Annotated in this window: 22 protein-coding genes and 1 tRNA gene; 11 read left to right on the top strand and 12 right to left on the bottom strand. The window is 52.7% G+C overall.

Going from position 1 to position 21,131, the window contains the following annotated elements; all coding sequences use genetic code 11:
* Positions 1-5: 5 nt before the first annotated feature.
* The 3 genes from HZB62_00820 to HZB62_00830 form a co-directional block, all read right to left on the bottom strand.
* Positions 6-2,246: an adenylate/guanylate cyclase domain-containing protein gene (locus tag HZB62_00820; GenBank protein MBI5073707.1), complete on the bottom strand. Its 2,241-nt coding sequence runs from the start codon at positions 2,244-2,246 to the stop codon at positions 6-8.
* 149 nt (positions 2,247-2,395) lie between these two features.
* The gene (locus HZB62_00825; GenBank protein ID MBI5073708.1) at positions 2,396-2,683 is read right to left on the bottom strand and encodes a hypothetical protein; all 288 of its coding nucleotides are present in this window, start codon (positions 2,681-2,683) and stop codon (positions 2,396-2,398) included.
* Between the two features lie 54 nt (positions 2,684-2,737).
* On the bottom strand, positions 2,738-3,682 hold the full coding sequence (locus HZB62_00830) for a cation transporter (protein MBI5073709.1): 945 nt from the start codon (positions 3,680-3,682) through the stop codon (positions 2,738-2,740).
* Positions 3,683-3,891: 209 nt separating this feature from the next.
* On the opposite strand from HZB62_00830, the gene HZB62_00835 reads away from it, so the two are divergent.
* The 6 genes from HZB62_00835 (at position 3,892) to HZB62_00860 (ending at position 10,047) form a co-directional block, all read left to right on the top strand.
* Positions 3,892-4,539, top strand: a complete 648-nt coding sequence (locus HZB62_00835) for a YkgJ family cysteine cluster protein (GenBank protein MBI5073710.1) — start codon at positions 3,892-3,894, stop codon at positions 4,537-4,539.
* Positions 4,540-4,564: 25 nt separating this feature from the next.
* Positions 4,565-5,272 carry a response regulator transcription factor gene (locus HZB62_00840; protein MBI5073711.1) on the top strand — a complete coding sequence of 236 codons (708 nt, stop codon included), beginning with the start codon at positions 4,565-4,567 and terminating at the stop codon, positions 5,270-5,272.
* Positions 5,265-6,620, top strand: a complete 1,356-nt coding sequence (locus tag HZB62_00845; protein MBI5073712.1) for a HAMP domain-containing histidine kinase — start codon at positions 5,265-5,267, stop codon at positions 6,618-6,620. Before HZB62_00840 ends, HZB62_00845 begins: the two co-directional genes overlap by 8 nt.
* 124 nt (positions 6,621-6,744) lie before the next feature.
* On the top strand, positions 6,745-7,062 hold the full coding sequence (locus HZB62_00850) for a cytochrome c3 family protein (protein ID MBI5073713.1): 318 nt from the start codon (positions 6,745-6,747) through the stop codon (positions 7,060-7,062).
* Positions 7,063-7,173: 111 nt separating this feature from the next.
* Positions 7,174-7,503, top strand: a complete 330-nt coding sequence (locus HZB62_00855; GenBank protein ID MBI5073714.1) for a hypothetical protein — start codon at positions 7,174-7,176, stop codon at positions 7,501-7,503.
* Positions 7,504-7,617: 114 nt separating this feature from the next.
* On the top strand, positions 7,618-10,047 hold the full coding sequence (locus tag HZB62_00860) for a PAS domain S-box protein (GenBank protein MBI5073715.1): 2,430 nt from the start codon (positions 7,618-7,620) through the stop codon (positions 10,045-10,047).
* Between the two features lie 61 nt (positions 10,048-10,108).
* Here HZB62_00860 and HZB62_00865 read toward each other — a convergent pair whose 3' ends face one another.
* Positions 10,109-10,399, bottom strand: a complete 291-nt coding sequence (locus tag HZB62_00865; GenBank protein ID MBI5073716.1) for a hypothetical protein — start codon at positions 10,397-10,399, stop codon at positions 10,109-10,111.
* Positions 10,400-10,624: 225 nt separating this feature from the next.
* Here HZB62_00865 and HZB62_00870 point away from each other — a divergent pair, with 225 nt between their 5' ends.
* Genes HZB62_00870 through HZB62_00880 form a run of 3 tightly spaced genes read left to right on the top strand, consistent with a single transcriptional unit; the run spans position 10,625 to position 13,762 of the window.
* Positions 10,625-11,656, top strand: a complete 1,032-nt coding sequence (locus tag HZB62_00870; GenBank protein MBI5073717.1) for an HlyD family efflux transporter periplasmic adaptor subunit — start codon at positions 10,625-10,627, stop codon at positions 11,654-11,656.
* 8 nt (positions 11,657-11,664) lie between these two features.
* Positions 11,665-12,591 (top strand): ABC transporter ATP-binding protein, encoded by a 927-nt coding sequence (locus HZB62_00875; GenBank protein MBI5073718.1) that lies wholly within the window; start codon positions 11,665-11,667, stop codon positions 12,589-12,591.
* Between the two features lie 34 nt (positions 12,592-12,625).
* Entirely contained in the window at positions 12,626-13,762 is a 1,137-nt protein-coding gene (locus HZB62_00880; GenBank protein ID MBI5073719.1) for an ABC transporter permease, read from the top strand.
* Between the two features lie 26 nt (positions 13,763-13,788).
* Here the strand turns inward: HZB62_00880 and HZB62_00885 are convergent, their stop codons facing one another.
* Complete coding sequence (locus HZB62_00885; protein MBI5073720.1) at positions 13,789-14,751, bottom strand: WYL domain-containing protein; 963 nt, start codon at positions 14,749-14,751, stop codon at positions 13,789-13,791.
* Positions 14,752-15,154: 403 nt separating this feature from the next.
* A tRNA-Ala gene (locus HZB62_00890) sits at positions 15,155-15,230 on the bottom strand.
* 136 nt (positions 15,231-15,366) lie between these two features.
* On the opposite strand from HZB62_00890, the gene HZB62_00895 reads away from it, so the two are divergent.
* Positions 15,367-15,852, top strand: coding sequence for a ferritin family protein (locus tag HZB62_00895; protein MBI5073721.1), 486 nt, complete (start codon positions 15,367-15,369; stop codon positions 15,850-15,852).
* Between the two features lie 154 nt (positions 15,853-16,006).
* Here the strand turns inward: HZB62_00895 and HZB62_00900 are convergent, their stop codons facing one another.
* Positions 16,007-16,525: a DUF3617 family protein gene (locus HZB62_00900; GenBank protein MBI5073722.1), complete on the bottom strand. Its 519-nt coding sequence runs from the start codon at positions 16,523-16,525 to the stop codon at positions 16,007-16,009.
* Positions 16,526-16,585: 60 nt separating this feature from the next.
* Positions 16,586-17,263, bottom strand: coding sequence for a hypothetical protein (locus HZB62_00905; protein ID MBI5073723.1), 678 nt, complete (start codon positions 17,261-17,263; stop codon positions 16,586-16,588).
* A gap of 9 nt (positions 17,264-17,272) precedes the next feature.
* On the opposite strand from HZB62_00905, the gene HZB62_00910 reads away from it, so the two are divergent.
* Positions 17,273-17,671: a hypothetical protein gene (locus HZB62_00910; GenBank protein ID MBI5073724.1), complete on the top strand. Its 399-nt coding sequence runs from the start codon at positions 17,273-17,275 to the stop codon at positions 17,669-17,671.
* On the opposite strand, the gene HZB62_00915 is transcribed toward HZB62_00910, so the two are convergent.
* The 4 genes from HZB62_00915 to HZB62_00930 all read right to left on the bottom strand — a co-directional run bounded on the left by HZB62_00915 (position 17,641) and on the right by HZB62_00930 (position 21,131).
* Positions 17,641-17,982, bottom strand: a complete 342-nt coding sequence (locus tag HZB62_00915) for a hypothetical protein (protein ID MBI5073725.1) — start codon at positions 17,980-17,982, stop codon at positions 17,641-17,643. The two genes, HZB62_00910 and HZB62_00915, sit on opposite strands and share 31 nt — an antisense overlap.
* Before the next feature lie 94 nt (positions 17,983-18,076).
* Entirely contained in the window at positions 18,077-18,859 is a 783-nt protein-coding gene (locus HZB62_00920; protein MBI5073726.1) for a sulfite exporter TauE/SafE family protein, read from the bottom strand.
* 7 nt (positions 18,860-18,866) lie between these two features.
* On the bottom strand, positions 18,867-19,847 hold the full coding sequence (selD, locus tag HZB62_00925; GenBank protein MBI5073727.1) for a selenide, water dikinase SelD: 981 nt from the start codon (positions 19,845-19,847) through the stop codon (positions 18,867-18,869).
* A 156-nt stretch (positions 19,848-20,003) separates the two neighbouring features.
* Positions 20,004-21,131 (bottom strand): cysteine desulfurase, encoded by a 1,128-nt coding sequence (locus HZB62_00930; GenBank protein MBI5073728.1) that lies wholly within the window; start codon positions 21,129-21,131, stop codon positions 20,004-20,006.

The raw sequence follows: 21,131 nt of genomic DNA on the forward strand, positions 1-21,131 counted from the left end.
GCCATCTATTTATAGTCCATCCTTATCACGCCGTCCCATTCCCCCTCCGGCGGATTGTTAAGATACCGGCTGCAGAGGTCGAGATAGAAGCGCGCAGGGCCGTCTTCGCCGAATGCTTTACGGCATGCTGAAAATCCCCTTTGTGCCTCTTTCCATGAGCCCTGCCTGAAGAGTGAGAGGGCTTCGGAAAATGCGCTGCAGGCCAGCCCGGTATGTGCCTCTGCGTTTTCTTTTCTGCAGATCAGTTCATAAACCTTCATGGGACTGGCCTTCCCTTTCACCAGGAAAGTCCCGATCTCCCTGATCACAAATCCCTCGAGATGCTCAGCCACACTTTCAGAGATCAGGATTCGCGTGGCAAGCAGTTTATTCAATCCGTCGAGCCTTGTCGTAGCGTTCACGATGTCGCCCACAGGCCGGTACTCAAAGTGGTCGGCAGCACCCACGTTGCCGAGCATGATCTGGCCTGCATGGACACCAATCCGCGTCGGCAACTGGTACGATCCGGCAACCCTGTCCTCAAAGGAAAGCATCTGCCTGCTGATCTCAAGCGCTGCACTGCAGGCACTGCTGAGGCGTTTTTTATCAGTCTCTGTGCCAAGCCAGAGCGCAAGCACCGAATCGCCCACCACATTCGAAATGGTACCTCCATGTTCCTTGATCGGACTAAAGACCATCTCATAGTACTGGTTCATATGCCGGCCGAGCTTCTGGCTGTCCATGGTCTCTGCAAGCGATGTATATCCCTCGGCATCAGTATAGAGGCAGACGCCCTGGACAGCCTTGCTGTCTGTCCTGAGCCCGGTCATGTTCTTCGCGAGTCTGTCCACCACGTCTCCCGGAAGGTAGTAACCAAAGGCATTGCGGATGTTCTTCCGCTCTCTGTTGGCGTCGGCATATTTCCAGAGCAGAGCTCCCACAAAAGCAAAGGTCGGCTGGATAAACGCAGGAACAAGGACCGGATACCAGACCCCTGATGTCTTGAACAGGGAAAACGCAAAAAACAGGTACAATATTGCCGAGAAGATTGCTACTACACCCGAGGCAATGGGAGAAAGCGTTTTGCAGACAGCTCCCATGACAAATCCCCAGCAGAACATGACCGTGAGATACAAACCGAAGCTGAGCGGCTTCACCGGCATGTCTTCGATCAGATTGGCAAATTCGGTCGCAGCCAGCTCTATGCCGCTGATGTCACGGCCGTCCTCCTGGGAAAAGACCGTAAAGAATGTATCTTTCTGCTCAGGCTGGTACAGTTCGGAGAAGCCGACAAAGACCATTTTCCCTTTGAGGTCCGGTGCGGTCTCAAGGCCGGTCTTTCCGGTGCCGAGCATGTGATCATAGGGGATTGTCTGAACTGAGCCTGGCGGGCCGTAGAAGTTTAAATATTTTCTGGCATCACCCGAATACATGCCGATCAGTGACCTGAGACGCTGCAATTTCGTGCCGCCATGCCTTCCCTCGTCAAGAAGCCTCAGCATTTTTGTCTCCAGATCAGGGTCTTTTTCGAAGGCTGTGCGTATCTCCTGAATAGCGTAAACCATTGCACCGCGCTTCATGACTGACAGCTTGTCCCCGGGAAGATCTTTCGGAATGGCAGTGCCGGTCTGTCTCAGCATTGCAAGAAAGTCTTCATACGCGTCTATGGCAAAAAGCTGAAACGAGACTATCGGGAGTGTCGGGGCATCACCGGCGCTGGTCTTGAACATCCAGTTCCTGATTACGCTTAATGCCACCTTCGGCATCGGGAACGGGGCCAATGCAAACGCTTTTTTCTCGAGGGCTGAGACGGGCGAGACAAGCCGTTCCGTATATAATCCGCTGCCGTCAGGTGCATCTGAGCGCTCAGCAAGAAGTCTCTGGCAGAGGATAACCCTTCCTGATCTCTGTATGGCGTCGGCGAAGATCAGGTCATCCCTTCCTGATCTCGGCTCCTCAAAAAAAATATCAAAGGCAATACCGGAAGCGCCGGAAGCCATTATCCTGTCGATCAGCTCTGCATGAAGAGCACGCGGCCATTTTCTGGGATCATTTTTCAGGCCGAGCTCATCCGAAGACCGTTTATCTATGCTGACAACCACAACCTCGGATGGTACAGGCCTGCTCCCTCTGAGTCTGAACAGAAGGGAAAGGCCTGTGCCCTCTTCAAGGCTTACACCGAAAGGGAGTATCCCTATGATGAGTCCTGCAAGGGCAGTGACCAGACCGAGGATGATAGATTTAGTCGTCCGGGACAGCGTAAGCACCCCTCCTGTTTTTCCGGCGCTGATCGTTCATGAGAACTTTCAGGGCCGCTGCCACTGTTGTGGTCTATGCCCTATGTACTATCACAAAATGAGCAGGAAGTCTAAGGATTTATAAGATCTGCCTGAACCGTGATTATTTTATGCTCTGCTTATTCAAAACAGTCCATCGACCGCATCTTATGGATCTCGGCCTTCTTTCGGTCGCACCAGACATTGCCCAGCTGGAGCGCGCCGCCTGACGGCAGGGTTATCCTGGCCCGCCTGCAGTCGACGCAGTGATGGATCTTCATGCCCGGCATAGGCATAAAACAGTCCATCTGGCGGGGCTTTGCCATCTGGATCTTACGCTTGCCGCACCAGACCGTGCCTGGTGATGGCTTCTCGCCGGAAGGCTTGGTGTCATACCCGTATTTACAGATCCCGCAGGTGCTCGGCATGTATGGAGTATAAAAGGGATCTGAATGGCATATCAAGTTATACTGCTCAAAGGATCAGGGAATGGGCAGGTCGTCTTTTTGCGCGGAACATTTTGCACGATCCAGGGGTATGTCGTCCCAGGAAACAGGATCATGTATTGATTCGAGGTGGGTAAATACCGTCACATTCGGCAAGGCATTACGGATATCATTTTCCATCTGCTCCAGAAGATCATGACCTTTATCGACCGACCATTCACCCGGCACAAGCACATGAAACGATACAAATTTTCGTGAGCCGGCCTGACGCGTACGCAGTGCATGGCACTGGATGTCCGTCCTGCAATGCCTGTCCAATATACCCTGCACCACGCTGAGGTCTTCGACGGGCAGTGACGCGTCCATCAGCCCGAATACCGATTCACGCACAATGCGAACCCCTGACCAGACGATATTACCGGCAACGATCAGCGCAACGAAGGGATCCAGTTGCTGCCATCCTGTTATGGCGACCAGACCGACGCCGATCAGAACACCGCCAGACGTCCAGACGTCGGTCAGCAGGTGCTGTGCGTTTGCCTTTAGAGTGATAGAGTGGTAGCTTTTTGCAGCCTGTAGCAGTATGAGAGCCACAAACAGGTTGACGAGTGAGGCAGCAACAGAGACCACAAGTCCAAGCCCGATCTGTTCGAGGGGCTTCGGCGCGAAAAGCCGCTGTACTGCTGCTACGGCAATACTGATGGCCGCTATCAGGATAAGGGTGCCTTCAACGCCGCTCGAGAAATATTCGGCCTTGCTGTGACCGTATGCATGATCCTCATCAGCAGGCCGCGCAGCTATGGTGAGCATGGCAAGGGCCATGAGCGCTCCGGCCAGGTTGACCAGGGACTCCATCGCGTCCGACAGCAATCCTACTGAACCGGTCAGCAGGTATGCAGCGGTCTTCAGCGCCATGGTCAAGAGCGCAGCTGCTATCGACAGCCAGGCAAACCGTGCAAGCGTCCCATGAGGCGCTGTCATAATTCCCCCCCTGATCTCATACCTGATACCTTACCGCAATTTCATGAATTAATAAATATGGTGCTGTTTGTACTCAAACCGTAACTTCGCTGCCGCCGTCTCTTCGATTCTCATCAGGAAACAGGTGAAAAGGATAAGTCCTGTTATAATAAGGCAGATAAAATAGCTGCAATGCTATGTTGTGATATTTCAGGCATAAGGCAATTAACATGAAGAAGTCCCGAAAAACAGAGGATGCTGAGATAAAACGCTTTCATTTTTCTGAAGACGAAGCACGGTTTGCATGGCTTCCCCTGCTCCTTGATGGATACGAGATCATCGACAGAGGTATTGATATTGCCATAAAACGGGAGAAGAGGAAAACACTGAGAAGGTCAGCCTGCAGGGAAGGGTGTGCAGTCTGCTGCGATTCGCAGGCTGATATCCCGTTGTATCCCCTTGAACTTGCCGGCATATACTGGTACGCGATCGAAAAGATAACGGGGCAGAGCAGGACTGTTCTTGCAGGGCAGCTTGCTGCTCATGCCGGCAAGCCGCCCTGCCCATTTCTCATGGATAATGTCTGTTCGATCTATCCGGTGCGACCTGCAGCATGCCGGCAGTTCATCGTTTTCACAAGACCGTGCAGCCAGGGAGAAGATGCATACCATACCAGGAGAGAGGATGTCCTGACCCCTTTGCAGGATTTTGTTGACCGGGCTTTTTTTGTGATGCTTCCGTTTTATGGCATCACCAGGGAAGCCGATCGGATCCAGGCTGTCAAAAATAAAGTCCTCAACACTCGTGTCAGGAACCTTCTGGAATTCGACTGGAAGGCACTGGCCGGAAAGATGGAAGTGATCGACTTTCGTTCATGACAGAATCTGTTGTTCGCAGGGTATAATGGAAGTTATGCAGACGATATTTATTGTTGAGGACGACCGGAAGATCGCAAAAGTGGTGAAGGTCTATCTCGAAGAGGCAGGCTTCAGGGTCCTTCACTTTGAGAAGGGCAAGGATGCGGTTGCAGCCCTCCTGACGCAGAAACCCCTGCTGGTCATCCTTGACCTCATGCTCCCTGATACCACCGGTGAGGAGGTCTGTCAGGAGATCAAGGAAAGCGGCGATATCCCGATCATCATGCTCACGGCCAAGTCTTCTGAAGAGGAGCGCGTTGCCGGCTTTGCGCTTGGTGCGGACGATTACGTGGTAAAGCCTTTCAGTCCGCGGGAGCTGGTGTACCGCGTTAAGGCGCTGCTGAAAAGGGCTCAGAAGGAAGACCTCAGTTCAGCTGAACCGATGAGTTTTAATCATGGCAGCCTTATGATCGACGGCCACAGCTATGCAGTGAAAAAACATGGCGAGGTGGTTGATATCACGCCGACCGAATTCAAGGTCCTCTTCAGTCTGGCATCAGCGCCGGGCAAGGTCTTTACCCGCGAGGAGCTTGTTGACAAGGCGCTCGGGTACCAGTTCGAAGGTTACGAGCGGAGCATAGATGCCCATATCAAGAATATCAGACACAAGATCGAGGATGACCCCAAAAACCCTGCCATCATCCTTACCATCTACGGCGTGGGCTATCGCTTTTCGATCAAAAAAGATGTATAGACAACTCTGGTTCCGGGTATTCCTTATTCTCATTTCGGTTTCTGCGATCGCCCTTTCCTCTGCCCTTGTCCTTCGGGAGCTTATGGTGAGGGACTTCAGGGGGTATCTCGAGGGAGAGGTCGAGGACAGGGCTTCATGGATCACGACCTCGCTCGAAAGCACCTTCGAAAAATACAGCGTATGGCCAAACCCGGAGATCGTCGAGAATACGGTCTGGGCGCTTATGTTAGGCTTTGAAATGAAACTGTATGATGCAGACGGCTCCTTTGTGATCGATACGGACAGCGCGGTCAATATTCTTTCTCCGTATGTGAAAAAGCGGATCGTTGCGATCTCGAGCCTCAGGTATAAGGATGAAGCGGGCAGATTCCAGCCCTATGCACTTTTTCTCTCCGGCAGGGAGATCGGCAGGGTGGAGCTCAGATTTCTGCGCAGCCAGAAGGAGCTCTTCTTTGTCAAACGCTCCAACAGGCTGCTTATCTTCTCGCTTCTCGGCATGGGCGGCACGGCAGTGTTTCTGAGCGTCATTTTCTCAAAGAGGCTCACCACCCCGGTGGAGCAGCTTACCCGGGCAGTTGCTGATGTTGCGGAGGGTAATCTCGCCAGCAGGGTCGCAGCATCAGGCATTGATGAGATCAACAGACTCTCTGAGGCATTCAATAAAATGGCCCATGCTCTTGAGGTCCAGGAATCGCTCAGGAAGAAGATGACGTCAAATATTGCTCATGAACTCAGGACGCCGGTGAGTGCCATACGGGGTGAACTTGAAGGAATGATGGACGGACTGATACCGCTTGACCAGGAGCATATCCAGTCGCTCCATGCAGAGATAGGGAGATTCAAGGCGATCATCGAAGGCCTCGAAGAGCTGTCGTCTGCAGAAGCGAGCAGCCTCAGTCTTGAAAAGCAGGCGGTCAGTCTCGATACCTTCCTTCGGAACATTATCGAGCGGTACCGCAAGATGTTCAGCGACCAGGGTGTGGGCCTGGCGCTTGACTGCAGACAGGCCATCACGCTGCAGGCAGACCCTGACCGGCTGAGCCAGGTGGTGATCAATCTCCTGAGCAACGCGCTCAAGGCAACTGCCGGAGGAGGCAAGGTCGAGGTAAAGGCCATGGGAGAGGGAAAAGCTGTCATCATAGAGGTCTCGGACACCGGTGAGGGGATAAGAAAAGAGGACCTGCCGTTTATCTTCGAACGGTTCTACAAGGCGAGCAGGGGCGGTCTCGGACTTGGGCTTGCCATAGCAAAGGAACTGGTCCTTGCCCATGAAGGAACGATTGCTGCAGCGAGCGAATACGGCAAAGGGACAACATTCACCATATCGCTGCCAAACAGGCCTGCCTGAGTTCCTTCACAATCCTTCACAATGCGTTCGTTGCTGATTCATAATTAAGTGGTATGGTATAGTCAATAGCAAATAAAGGCATGGTTGGTTTCAACCAAATATTTCACAAGGAGGATTCAAGAAGATGAAGAAGACCGTATTGGCAGTAGTAGTTTTGGTGATCGTGGCATTTGTGGGAAGTGCACTCGCAGTGCCTCCGGGCAAGACCATTGATTACGCAGGCGGCAGCGCAGGCAAGGTTGTGTTCGACGGCAAGACCCATGCTGACAAGGGCCTTAAGTGCAATGACTGCCATACCAAGATCTTTCAGATGAAGAAGGGTACGGCAAAGATCACCATGGCAGAGATGAATGCAGCAAAGTTCTGCGGCGAGTGCCATAACGGAACCAAGGCATTCAAATCAAGCGATGCAGCAAACTGCGCAAAGTGCCATAAGAAGTAACCTTTTAATATCCCAAATTTAGATCCGCAAAAGGGGGCTGATTTTATCAGTCCCCTTTTTTTGCCAGAAAAGGTCTTTACCTGAACAGGTGACGGCTCTATAATGGTATCTATGACCGCAACGTGTAAGCAGCGATGTCTGATCGTTATCGCCGCCGTGTTAACTGTTCTTGTTTCTGAGCTGGGCATCAGCCCCCTATCCATATTTGCCGGCAGAGCTTTGGCTGCTGATCAGTCTGGCTTTGGAGAGAAAAAGGTTGTAACAACGGCAGAGGGCGCCCTTAAGACCCTGAAAAAGCATTTTGGGAAAAAAGATGTTGTGATCGGCGATATCGCAGAGAAAGAACTTTACTTTGAGGCAGAAATAAAGGATAGAAAAAACATGGTTATCGATAAGGTGATCGTTGACAAACGTACCGGCAGAGTTCGTTCGATCTACTGACCTGACGCTGCCGGCCGTCTTGCGTTGGTTGTCGTGCTCCATTGATCTTTCCATGCACTTGTCTCCGAATTGGTGTCTGCCGATAAGAACGACTTGTGCTATAATGCAGACCAGATGCAGAGAAGGCGCTCAGAGAGAATTCCCCTGAACCTGCCGGCCAAGATCTTCCTCGGCGGGAAATCCTATGATGGAACCCTCATAAATGTTTCTGAAGACGGCATAGGGTCTTCAGTAACATCGGTTGTCGAAGCACAGGAAGAATTCATTCCGGTAAACAATATCCAGCTTCATTTCCAGGACCCTTCCGGCAAGGCCATTGACCTTGTCTGTGAACTGGCCTGGTTTTCCCGAGGCGAGGACAATGCCAGGAAGATCACCATCGGCATGAAGATCATCAACCCTCCTCTTATCTATAGGGTATTCATAAAGACATTGTCAGATGCCAATCTGAAGGAGAAATCAAAGGAGCAGCTGATTACGGCTCTTCTTGAGGTGCGCAGGAAGCTCTCTGACCATGAGACGCAGGCCTTTGATCTGCGGGCATGCAGAGGAGCGTTGAAGGACGAAGACGCATATTATGCGCTGGTCGAGTCGACCGAGGACTCCATCTATATCGTCGACCGGGAATGCCGGTATCAGTTCATGAACCAGGTGCACCTGTCCCGTTTAGGTCTCACGTCCGGGGAGTATCTCGGTCGTCCGTACGCTGATTTTCATTCCTCCTGGGAAGCAGAAGAACTGCTCGGGAAGGTGAATGAAGTTTTTGAGACAGGGGCCTCTCTCCGCTATGAGCAGCAGAACAGCAGGGACGGCAGATATTATCTCCGGACGCTCAGCCCCATCAAGGATTCCGACAACGGTATAAAAGCAGTGACCATAATATCGAAGAATATCACAGACCGAAAACTGGCGGAAGAACTGCTGATAAATTCCCATCAGGAACTCGAAAAACAGGTACAGGAGCGGACGGCGGCTCTTGCTGAACTGAATGAAAGTCTGAACAGGGAGATCACCGAGCGCAGGCAGACCGAGGATGCCCTCAAAAAATCATCGGATGAGTGGCGCATCACCTTTGATTCGACAAAGGATATCATGCTTATGCTGGACGAGGCATTCAGGGTCATACGGGTGAACAGGGCAACCGCGGTATTTCTCAACAGGCCCTACAACGAGCTTATCGGCAGCAATGTTTTTGAGCTCATCCCGGATATGGACATCCGGTCGGACCGGCACCCCCTGAAGAAAATGGAAAGGTCAAAAAGACACGAAGAATTAGAGATCTATTGCAAGGATAAAAACATATGGGTATTGGCCTCAGCCGATCCTATTATGAGCGAATATGGTCATATGACAGGCTCTGTCCATATTGTTCGGGACATAACAGAGCAGAAAAATCTGCATCTGCAGCTGCTCCAGGCGCAGAAAATGGAATCCATAGGCCGTCTTGCCGGCGGCGTTGCCCATGATTTTAACAACCTCCTGTCTGCCATTATCGGGTACACGGAACTGACCCTGCTCAAACTTCCTGCTGAAAGTCCTCTGAAGGATTATCTTCTGACGGTCAAGAGGTCCGGTGAAAAGGCTGCTGAGCTCACCCGCCGGCTGCTTGCGTTCAGCAGAAAGCAGGTGCTCCAGATGCAGGTGTTTAATCTCAATGTGAACCTCGAAAGCATGGTTAAGATGATGTCCCGCATGGTCAGGGAGGATGTCTCTCTGGAACTCCATCCAGACCCATCCCTCAGCATGATCATGGCTGATCCCGTCCAGATCGAGCAGATCGTGATGAACCTGATCGTAAACGCACGCGATGCAATGCCCAATGGCGGGAGGCTGATCATCGAGACGGCCAATGCTTACCTGGATGACGATTTCATCATCCGGCATGAAAATGTAGAGCGGGGCGCCTATGTGCTTCTGTCGGTGAGTGACACGGGCATCGGCATGAGCAAGAGTGTGCAGGAACGAATATTTGAGCCTTTCTACACCACCAAGGGAATAGGAGAAGGGACCGGTCTTGGACTTGCAACGGTCTATGGCATTGTCAAACAGCATAACGGGTATATCTACGTGTATAGTGAGGCGGGTAAGGGCACGACCTTCAAGATCTACCTGCCTGCCTCGGGAGAGAAGAAGGCTGAACAGCCGGAAAACGAGAAGCAGGGCCTGGCCGGCGGCAGTGAGACGATCATTGTTGTTGATGACGATCCCTCGATCCGAAGACTGATAGGGGATATTCTCAAACCTCTGGGTTACCGGCTCTTCATTGCTGATGACGGTGAGGAGGCCCTGAACATTGCCGGCAGAGAGGGATCTGTTGATGTGCTGCTGACCGATGTGATCATGCCGAACATGAATGGCAAGCAACTTGCCGATATTTTTCGCAGGGACTATCCTGGCGTAAAGATCGTATTCATGTCGGGATATACTGACGAGACGATCTCCCGGCAGGGCGTATTGCATGAGGGCGACATCCTTATCCAGAAACCTCTTTCACCTGCCAAATTGACGGGCAGACTGCGTGAGATATTAGATCAGGCGAAGTGAGCCCGGATGACTGCAGATGTGTTTTGCCGCGAACATGTTTTGGCTGATATCGGCAGGCTGTTCAGGCTATAGAACCTTCGTCGACCAGCGATGCTCCTGCAATATACCGGTCTCCCAGGTCCTTGATCCACATGACAACGCCGTGGCCGTAAAGACCGATGCTTTTTTTGAACTTGATAACGTGTCCCGATTTCAGGGGATAGCGTGTGATAAAGCAGACACCTTTTTTTGACATGTTTATCGCCAGACCTGAGAGGTCGATAAACCGCAGCCTGTTGTTATAGAAGACAGCAACCGTAAATTCGAGTATCTCAGCGCATCCCTTCCTGGCATCTCTCTGTTCCTGTTGCATGGAACCCTCCTGTCATATGCAGAAAAGTTTTTCGCCTTCAGTATACAACCGCCTCCCTCAGACATCCAGTTAAGTTATTTTCATAAATAGGTTAGACCATGGCATTGACTTCTATGCCGTTTTATAGGGTTAACATGGCCGATTTCCCTGCCGGACCATTGAAGACTGACCCGAAAACCCCATTAGTTATTGCGCTGGGACATAATCCCTGATAAGCTAAATGTCATGAAAACAACCCAGAATATCTCCCGTCTTTGTGAGCTCCGGAGATCAGCTGTGACGAGCAGTGCTGAGTTCATATCACGCAGGCTGCTTCCCGCGCTCGTTATCTCTCTTCTTATTCTGGCCGTCGGCTGCGAGAAGAAGGCGACTTCTCTGTTCCAGGGTTATGCTGAAGGTGAATTCGTGCTGGTTGCAGCGCCCACGGCGGGCAGACTGGAGAAGCGATGGGTGCAGCGCGGCCAGAAGATCCAGGCCAATGCCCCGCTTTTTGCGCTTGAGCAGGAAAATGAACGGTCAGCACAGCGCGAGGCTGAAGCAAGACTTCATACTGCAGAGGCTCGTCTTGCCAATATCACGGTTGGCCGCCGGTCTTCAGAGATCGATGCGATCATTGCCGCTGAAGCCCAGGCCGAGGCTGCACGCAGGTTCTCCCAAGGGCAGGTTGAGCGCTATGAGAAACTTTTTGCCTCCGGATATATCTCGCGGGAGCAGCTCGACGAGATACGTGCAAGTCATACGACAAATACGGCGCGCGTGGCTGAGGCAAAGGCGCAGCTGCGTACAGCTCAACAGTCATTAGGCCGTGACAAGGAGATCGAGGCTGCCCGTACCGAGGTCGAGGCTGCACGCGCGGCAGTTGCTCAAAGCAGCTGGCGGCTGGAGCAGCGTGCAGTCCGTGCACCTGCTGCAGCTCTTGTGCATGATACATTCTACTCTGAGGGCGAGTGGGTCCAGGCAGGGAGCCCTGTGGCAAGCCTTCTGCCACCGGGCAATATCAAACTGCGGTTCTTTGTGCCGGAGACCATATTGGGTTCGGTAAAGATCGGTCAGCCGGTCTCTGCCACCTGCAACGGCTGCGGCAAGGCAATTGCAGCGAAGATCAGCTACCTTTCGCGTCAGCCGGAGTATACCCCGCCTGTCATATACAGCCGTGACCAGCGTACAAGGCTTGTCTTCCTTGTAGAGGCCCTGCCTGATGCGTCGGATGCCGTGAGGCTTCATCCGGGTCAGCCCATGGATGTCGAGCTGAAGTGAGCAGCCGGATGGTCTCTGACCTGGTGATCGATGTTGCGGGCCTGAACAAATTCTACGGGAAAAAACATGTGGTCCGCGACCTTTCACTCCAGGTGCGGCGCGGCGAGATATTCGGTTTCCTCGGCCCCAATGGCAGCGGCAAAACAACCTCGATAAGGCTTTTATGCGGGCTGCTGACGCCGGACTCCGGCAGCGGCACCTGCCTCGGCTTTGATATTGTCCGCGAAACCTTATCGATCAAACGCGAGGTCGGATATATGACTCAGCGTTTTTCTCTTTGGGAGGACCTCACGATCCGGGAGAACCTTGAATTTATCGCCAGGATGTACGGCATGCAGGACCGCGGTCAGGCCGTGGCAGCCTCGATCGACAGACTCGGTCTGACATCACGCCAGAACCAGCTGGCAGGCACCCTGTCCGGCGGCTGGAAGCAGAGGCTTGCACTTGCGTCATGCATGCTGCATAACCCGAAGCTCCTGCTGCTGGATGAACCGACAGCAGGGGTTGACCCCAAGGCAAGACGCGACTTCTGGAACGAGATCAATGAACTCGCAGGCAGCGGGATCACGGTGCTCGTCTCTACGCACTATATGGATGAGGCTGAGCGCTGTCACCGTCTGGCGTATCTCGCATACGGCAATCTGCTGGTCTCGGGGACTGCACAGGAGGTGGTCGATTCACAGGCTCTTGCCGGCTTTGAGGTGAGCGGTCCTGACCTGGTCCAATATGCGACGCAGCTTCGCGGCCTGCCCGGTGTGGAGCAGATCACGGCGTTTGGCAGCACCCTCCATGTCACCGGACATGATGCTGATGCTCTCAAGACGACCGCAGCACGCAGGCAGAAAGAAGATATCCATCGCTGGGTGCCTATACAGGCCGGTCTGGAGGACGTATTTATCAGTCTGATGGAAAACGCAGCAGAGGACAACACCTGAGAATACTGCCATGAAATTCACTGCGAAATTTTCGATGCATCTCGGACTCTCCTGGTCGCGCTGGAGCGGGATTATTGTGAAGGAATTCATTCAGCTGAGACGCGACCGGCTCACCTTCGGCATGATCGTCGGTATCCCGATCATGCAGCTGATCCTCTTTGGTTATGCCATAAACTCTGACCCGAAACGTCTGCCGTCAGCAGCGATCATGGGTGACCACAGCCTGTACAGCAGGACACTGCTTCAGGGGCTGAAGAACAGCGACTATTTCCGCATCGACCATGAGGTGTCAGGCCGGGCCGAGGCCGAAGAGCTTATGGCACACGGGGAGGTACAGCTTCTGGTGACCATTCCTGCGGATTTCGGAAGGATGCTGGTGCGCGGCGAGCGGCCGACACTCCTTGTCGAGGCCGATGCCTCAGACCCAAGCGCGATCGGCAATGCGGTAGCTTCGCTTACAGGAGTGGCCCGTACTGCACTCGCCCGTGATCTCCAGGGCACGCTGCTGCAGCTCGTTCCTGCTGCTGACCCCATCGATATCCGTATCCACCGGCGCTACAATCCCGAGGGAATTACATCGTATAACATTGTTCCGGGCCTTCTTGGTACGATACTTACCATGACCATGATCCTGATGACAGGCCTTGCGATGACGCGGGAGCGGGAACGCGGGACCTTCGAAAATCTTCTTGCAACGCCTGCACTGCCGATCGAGGTGATGACCGGGAAGATCGTTCCCTACATCATGATCGGGCTGATCCAGGTGACGCTACTTCTTGCTGCCGCGGTCCTCATATTCAAGGTCCCGATGCAGGGCAGCCTCCTGCTCCTCTATTTTTCCGTCTCGCTCTTCATCGCAGCTAATCTCACGCTCGGGATAACCTTTTCTTCGATCGCGCGCAATCAGCTTCAGGCAATGCAGATGACGTTCTTCTTCTTTCTGCCTTCGATCCTGCTTTCGGGTTTTATGTTCCCATTCCGCGGCATGCCCGAGTGGGCGCAGTGGATAGGCACGGTCCTGCCGCTGACCCATTTCCTGCGGATCGTGCGAGGCATCCTGCTGAAGGGCAACTCCTTTGCCGAGGTCTGGCCGAACATCTGGCCTATCCTTGCCTTTACGCTGGCAGTGATCGGCCTCGGTCTCGGCGTGTATCGCAAGACACTGGACTGATCATTGTCCGGCCGTTCAATGCCCGCTCATCCATAGATCCTGCATATCTTCCCGGCCTCACCCTTGATCAGGTCCCTGAGCGCTTTTGGCCTGATAACCTCTGCCCCTGATCCGAGCTTCAGGATCTCCCTCGATATCTCCATGAAGTCAGCGACCGGAAAGGTCAGTTCAAGCGAGCCATCTTTCAGGACTTTTTCTTCCTGGTCCTTATGCCAGATCTGGCCTTTTATCCAGACAGCCTGCGATGGCTGAAAGCGTATCACGACCTCATGCTTTGTCGAACCCTTGTACAGGCCGAACGATGAATCGAAATACCTGTTGAAGTCAAAGCTCCTGGGGACGATGAAGGTCTCATTCTCTATACTCTGATTGTCTATCCTCCCCATATGGAAGTCCCTGATCGACTTCCTCAGATGGCAGTACCCCATCAGGTGCCAGTTGCCCATATAGTTGAAAATATGATAGGGGTCCACGGTCCTCTCGGTCTTCTCCTTATGTGCAGGTGATGCATACCTGAAAGAAAAAGACCGTTTCTTCATGCATGCCTCCAGAGCTGCCTTGAACAGATCCTCCTTGACCGGTGAATAGCGGATAACGTGGAAGGATACCGACCGTTCTATACTCTCAGGCGATTCCGTATGTCTTTCGATGACCGAGGTGATCTTCTGTACCGCCTTTTCCAGGTCTCCTGCTATGGAGCCGCTTATGTCCAGGAGCAGCTTCCTCGCAAGGATAAGGGAAGAGAACTCGGATGAAGACATATGCATGACCGGCAGGGAGAAGGTCTCGTCTTCGTAATAGAACCCCTTCCGGGTCATATCATACTGGAGGGGGCAGTCCAGACGTCCTCTCATGAAATCTATATCCCTCTGGGCCGTCTTTGCGGACATCTCGAACTTTTTGGCAAGGGAGGTAGTATTCGGAAACTTCCCTTTCTTCACCTGCCGCTCGAACCAGAGGAACCTCTCATAGATGATCTTGCTGCTCATAGGTCAATACCCCCTTTATCTCCCATATCTGGCTGTCCGGCTGAACCAGTGACCATCATAGCACAGAAATATGGGGACCAAGGCATCAATTGCAGGACCCCGGACACGATATGGGGGAGGTGCCGTTATAAGCTATGCGCAGAAGGACATTTTAGTATGAAAGGAGAGTTGATCATGGAAGGTTCAATGCCAGTTCTTGTCGAGTTCGCTGCGTCCGCTTTTATCTATGCAATAGGGTTCATAACGGTTTATCTGTTGGGACTGCTTTACTGCTGAGCCTGACGCGGTCTTCTGATCTGTCTGTCGAATGTTGCTGCGCTTTCTGAGGACAGACCATTGTTAGATATCTTTCACGTCAGAGGAATAGCAGAAGCTCACGGCTGGTGTAAGTCATTGATAAATATGGTGGAGCTGATCGGGATCGAACCGACGACCTCTTGAATGCCATTCAAGCGCTCTCCCAACTGAGCTACAGCCCCAAGGAGAGATAATATAACGATTATTTGGACATATTTGCAACCTATCCGGGAAAGGAGAAGTCCTGAGTCAAAAAGTATTCTGAACTCTGCTGCACATTGCGTATAATGGAACAAGAGGCGACCGTAAGGAGGAATCATGAATACTATTGGGATAGCCGCAAAGATGGAGCAGGAGGCAGTTGTCTTCTACCGGCAGTGCGCCGAGAAGACCTCAAGCCTGGTAGGGAAAAAGATGTTTCTGAGTATTGCCGCTGACGAGCAGTACCACTTTGAATGCGCCCTCCGGATGAGGGAGGACAAGTCTGTTACGCCTTCGGCAACAACACCGTTTGAAGACATGAAGAAGATCTTCGACGAGCATAAACAGGCGATGCTGGAGAGGATGCCTTCCACTGCCGATGAGCTGGATGCCCTGAAGGTGGCGATGAAGATGGAGGAAGAGTCGATCGCTTTTTATAAGAAGGCCTCGGCCCTTGCAGCGAATGCTGCAGAGAAGCACTTCTTCGACTGCCTCATAAGAGATGAGGAAGAGCACTTCCATATCTTCCAGAATACCTATACCTTTCTTGAGGATTCAGGCAACTGGTTCATGTGGGAGGAGAAAGGGATCGTTGAGGGATAGTGAGGGATCTGCTATTCTGCTGAATCAGGTTACTGCTGCCGGCTGCCTGATGGTTTCAGGCAGATGAAAAATTAAGAGAAAGCGGCATTCCGGATATCTGGAAACAGAGAGCCCGGAGCTGTCTCCGGGCTCTTCGATCTTCCGTCTTTTCTGTTTACTTATCGCAGGGGCCGATATGTTTTCCCTTCATGGTCATCTTCATGTTCATATCCTTGCCGCCTTCTTTCATGGTCATTTCCATGGTCCCGTCATAGGTATCGCCTGCATAGGTGATTGTGCCCTTACCGCTTGAGTCCTTGCATACAGCTTCCCAGGAGACGGTGTTTCCGCTGACATTGACATCTTTCATGGTGCAGTCCTTCTGGTCAGAGCTCTTCGGCACATAGTCTGTCTGCTTGAGGCAGGTGGTGAAGGTCTGCGGTTTCATCATGCCTGCAGGCATGCCCTTCATCTCGACCATGGAGGTGATTTCCCACTTGCCTTCTTTCATGTTGACGCCTTTTACTGCGGCAGCAGGCTTTTCTGCCGGCGCCGAACCCTCCGGCTTTTTGCTGCATCCTGCCATGACCAGTCCGAGTGCAACCAGAACAACAACTGCAAATAACCCCTTGGTACGCTTCATGATATTCTCCTTTTTCACCGGTTTTGCCACCGGTCTCAGATAGTTGTTCATTCATTATACCGGACGGGGCTCTTTGAGAGGAACCGTTTCCCCGGCTGCATGATCTCTGTGTCAGTTCTTGCGGCGGGGCGGTCTGGAGAGGCCGGCCTTATTGGCGCCATGCAGTCCTGCCCGACAGGAGCGATCATCGAGCAGGGAGAGTCTCCCTGCCATTGCCCGCGTCAGGATGCCGTACCTGGGGCTCTTGTCGAGTTTCTCCGCAATGCGGTCCATGGTCTTATCATCGGTCATCCAGCAGAGGTGATCAAAGGCCTTGAGATCGAGCGGCCGGGTATATCCCCTGAGCGTCTTTTCCCGGTGCAGATTGTAGTAATGCTCAAAATATGACATGACCAGTTCGCGCAGATCGCGATACACAGGCTCGCGAAAGCGGAGGCCTGAAAAATTCGATTTCGCAACTGCGCCCCAGTGGCCTTCCTGCTGAAAGAGCGCGAGTACATGGTCATCATCGCGTCTGTTTGGCAGCAGGTTCAGGATCAGGGCAGGGTATCCGAGCCGATTCAGCATGGCAGCTGCAAAGACGGCACCGTCAAAGCACTGGCAGGTCTGCTCATGCAGTACCCTGAGAGGGGACCGGTAGATCGTTTCCGAGGCGTATGCGAGGCTGTCAAGAAAGAGCTGTATGCAGTCAGGCGTCTTAAGGCGCCTCAAAAGCAGCATTTCTGAACTGGTCAGGGCCTTATTAAAATGATCAACTGCTGATCTGGTGGCGGCAACTGTTTGTGTCATGTCAGGTGATTGTATCCGGCAGCAGAGCCGCTGTCAACAGACAGGCAGACAATTATCTGTATCGAGCCTCTGCTGTCGCAGGAGATCGTCATCAGGATGACTGACCTATCAAAAGGCAGGTTTATCCTGCCTGACAATTGTAATTACGGAATTGACATCATGCCAAAAGTCTCATACAGTGAAAGCACAGAGATCGAAGCTCAGGGGAGAAATAAGAGGACACAACCAGACCGGAGTTTCAGGATCATCGAAAGCAAGGGTCTGGTACACGGGAGCCGGGCAGATGGAGAAGACCTATCATCTGCCCGGTTCTTTCTTTATGTTCCGGTGCCGGGCCGTTCTTTTTTGTCTGATACGGCAGGGTTAATACTGCTTTCTCAGAATATCGAAAGGAATTTAAGCAGATAATACCAGGCGAGGGCTGAAAGGATGATGACGCCTGCAGCCAAAAAGAAGAAGACCACTTTTCTGTTGGTGTGTTTATTTTCTGCAAGGAGCTGATCATCTGTACTCTCTGTTCCCTTTTCTGCCCGGGCATCCTTTTGACCGGCATGAGAGGTCATCTTGATGTCCAGCATCTCCGTGCCTTTGAAGTCTTTGTAATGCACTTCCATACCCGGGGCGAATTCAATCTCTTTTCCGCAGTACCTGCATGTATCCCCTGAAGGGGTCTCTTTTCCACAATGAGGGCAGGTGGTCATTATCGGTTCTTTTGTCATTTTTCCCTGGTCGCTTTCAGAATTCAGATCTGTAATTCAGATTTTACCGCTTTTCAGGGATAAATGAAAACTCCGGGGATCAAAGGGGAAGCAGTTATCTGAAGATATCCATCCAGATCTTGACTGCTGTTGCCGAAATGAGGGCTGCGAGGAGCCAGCGAAGATATTGCGTTTTTGTTTTTTTGCCGAGCATTGCCCCTGCTTTTGCAACAGGGATTGCTCCGATAATGATCGCAGACGCCATGGTAAACGGGATCTGGCCTATTGCGGTCTTGCCGATCATGCCCGCTGTTGCGGAAAAAAGGCCGATGGCAAGCGTTGAGCCTAATGCCACGCGCATCGGTATTTTCAGGACATAGAGCATGAGCGGTATGGTGATAAAGGCTCCTCCCTGCCCGACCAGGCCGACCAGAAAGCCGACGATCAGACCGATAATGATCGCTGCAGGTCTATTGAAGCTAACCTGATCCTCGGTCATTTCATCTCTGCCATAGCTTCTCGGGATGAACATCAGGCCTGAGGCAATCAGCGCCAGTGCACCGAAGATAAAGAGCAGCATGCTGTCCGGCGCTGCCTTTGAGATGAGCGAGCCTATAAGGGATGAGACGAAAAGTGAAAGGCCGAGGGTCAGCACAAGGGATCTGCTCACCAGTCCCTGCTTCTGGTAAAAGAGCATGGCAGAAAGCGAGGCAAAGAACCCCTGCACCATGGTGAGGCCGGTGATGTTCTTGACGCCGATCGGATCGAACCCGAAGACCTGGGGGCCATAGTGAAGCAGGGGGAACATGAGGATCCCCCCTCCGATGCCCAGCAATCCTGAAAAGAAGCCGACCGCAGCGCCGCTCATTACCAGGAACAGGAAGAGTTCCGGTGTCATGTAATGACTATCTCTCTACGATGATGCGCGTAGAGGCTGCCGCATCTCCTTCAGCAAGATCTCCTATATATGCGGCGAGGATCTTCTCTTTTTCGAGAGCAGAGATCAGGGCTGCCTTTTTGTCTGCCGGCACAAAGATCAGCAGACCGCCTGAGGTCTGTGCGTCATTGATCAGTATCTTCTCAACATCCGGGACCGCTTTTTCATACATGACGTGCTGGCTATAGTTCTTGAAATTCGCCATGGTGCCGCCCGGCACCTTATTCATGCCGGCAAGCCTCACTGCCTCTTCGAAAAACGGTACATTGCCGGTATGCAGTGTGGCCCGGCATCTGCTGGCTGTGAGCACCTCGTTAAGATGGCCGATCAGGCCGAAGCCTGTTATGTCGGTTGCAGTGCTCACGCCGATTTCGATCATGATCTCGCTTGCGCGTTTATTCAGAGCAGCCATCGAGAGGGTGAACTCCTCGATCACCGCATCGCTGCAGAGGCCTGCCTTGACGCCTGTGGAGATCACGCCGGTGCCGATCTTCTTGGTGAGGACCATGGCGTCTCCGGGCCGTGCCTTGGTGTTGTCGAGGATCTTGTCAGGATGGACAAGGCCCATGACCGTGTATCCGAACTTCGGCTCCTTGTCACGGATGGTATGGCCTCCGATGATCGAGACGCCTGCCTCTGTCATCTTGTCGCTTCCGCCCTGCATCACCTTATGCAGGGACGGGAAGAATTCAGGCTGGTTCGGGAACATGGCAAGGTTCAGGCTGACCACAGCCCTGCCGCCCATTGCCCATACATCGGAAAGTGAATTTGCTGCAGAGATCGCGCCGAACCAGTATGGGTCGTCAACGATCGGCGTAAAGAAGTCTGTTGTCAGGACAACGGCGACCTCGTCATTGATTCTGTACACGCCTGCATCGTCTGCATTGTTCGAGCCGACCAGAACATTTTTATCTGTTATTGCTGGCAGCTGACCCAGAACCTGGGCCAGGTCCGAAGGACTGAATTTTGCCGCTCAACCCGCGCAGCCGGAAAGACTGGTGAGTTTGAGATCCATATGCGCCACCTCCTCTTTTTTCTTTAACTATAAAGAGAGTGTGCTTCTATTGCAATGGGAAAGATAGAACGGGACAAGTGAGCCCCGGATTCAGGCTTTGGAGAGTATGGTACGGAGCAATGCAAGGACTTCTTCGATCTCATCTGCTGTTGTGTATCTTCCGAGGCTGAACCTTATTGCACCCATGCCTTCTTCCGGCGGGACTCCCATTGCCGCCAGTACAGGAGAGAGCGTTACCGAACCGGAATGGCAGGCAGAGCCTGTTGATGCAGCGATCTCCGGCAGTTGGGCAAGGATTTCAGAGCCAATCCTTCCGATGAAATTGATGTTCAACGTATTGGGAAGCCGCTCTGTCGGATGGCCGTTAAGGGAGACCTTATCTCCAAAGGTTTTCTGAAGCATCTCCCAGAACCGATCTCTCAGCGCCTGCAGCTGAGGCAGACCGTCCCATTCCTGTGCAGAACTGCAGGCCGCGCCCAGGGCAACGGCCAGAAGAACGTTTTCCGTGCCTGCCCTTCTTCCTGCTTCATGTCCTGCCCCATGCATAAATGGCTCCATGCTTGTCCCTTTTCTGATGTAAAGCGCGCCAATACCTTTTGGTGCATAGAGCTTATGTCCGGCGACCGAAAGGAGATCAACTCCGAGTTCATTTACATCCGCGGGAATCTTTCCGATGCTCTGGGCAGCGTCAGTATGGAAGAGGACACCGGTCTCCCTGGCAATGGCTGCGATCTTTGAGATCGGCTGGATTGTCCCCACCTCGTTGTTTGCATGCATAACGGTAATAAGAACCGTTTTGGGTGTGACGGCACGTTTCACATCGTCAGGATCGACCATGCCAAAGCGGTCAACAGGAAGCACGGTTACCTGTGCCCCGAGCTTTTCAAGAAACCGGCATGGGTTGAGTATCGAGGGGTGTTCAACAGCGGTGGTGACAATATGATCGCCTTTCCCCTGAGCGGCAAAAAAGACACCTTTGAGAGCATGGTTGTTAGCCTCAGTCCCTCCGCTGGTAAAGACAATCTCTTCAGGGGTACAGCCGATGAGATCAGCGATCTGCCCGCGAGCTTTTGCCACTGCATTTTTGGCAGGGATTCCTGCCCAATGTGAGCTGGAGGGATTGCCGTAGTGATCTGTCAGAAAAGGCTGCATAGCCTCAATTGCTTCAGGTGCAATCGGCGTGCTGGCATTGTAATCAAGGTAGATCTTTTTGTTCAT

The sequence above is a fragment of the Nitrospirota bacterium genome (assembly GCA_016214855.1).
Taxonomy (GTDB): Bacteria; Nitrospirota; Thermodesulfovibrionia; order Thermodesulfovibrionales; family UBA6898; genus UBA6898.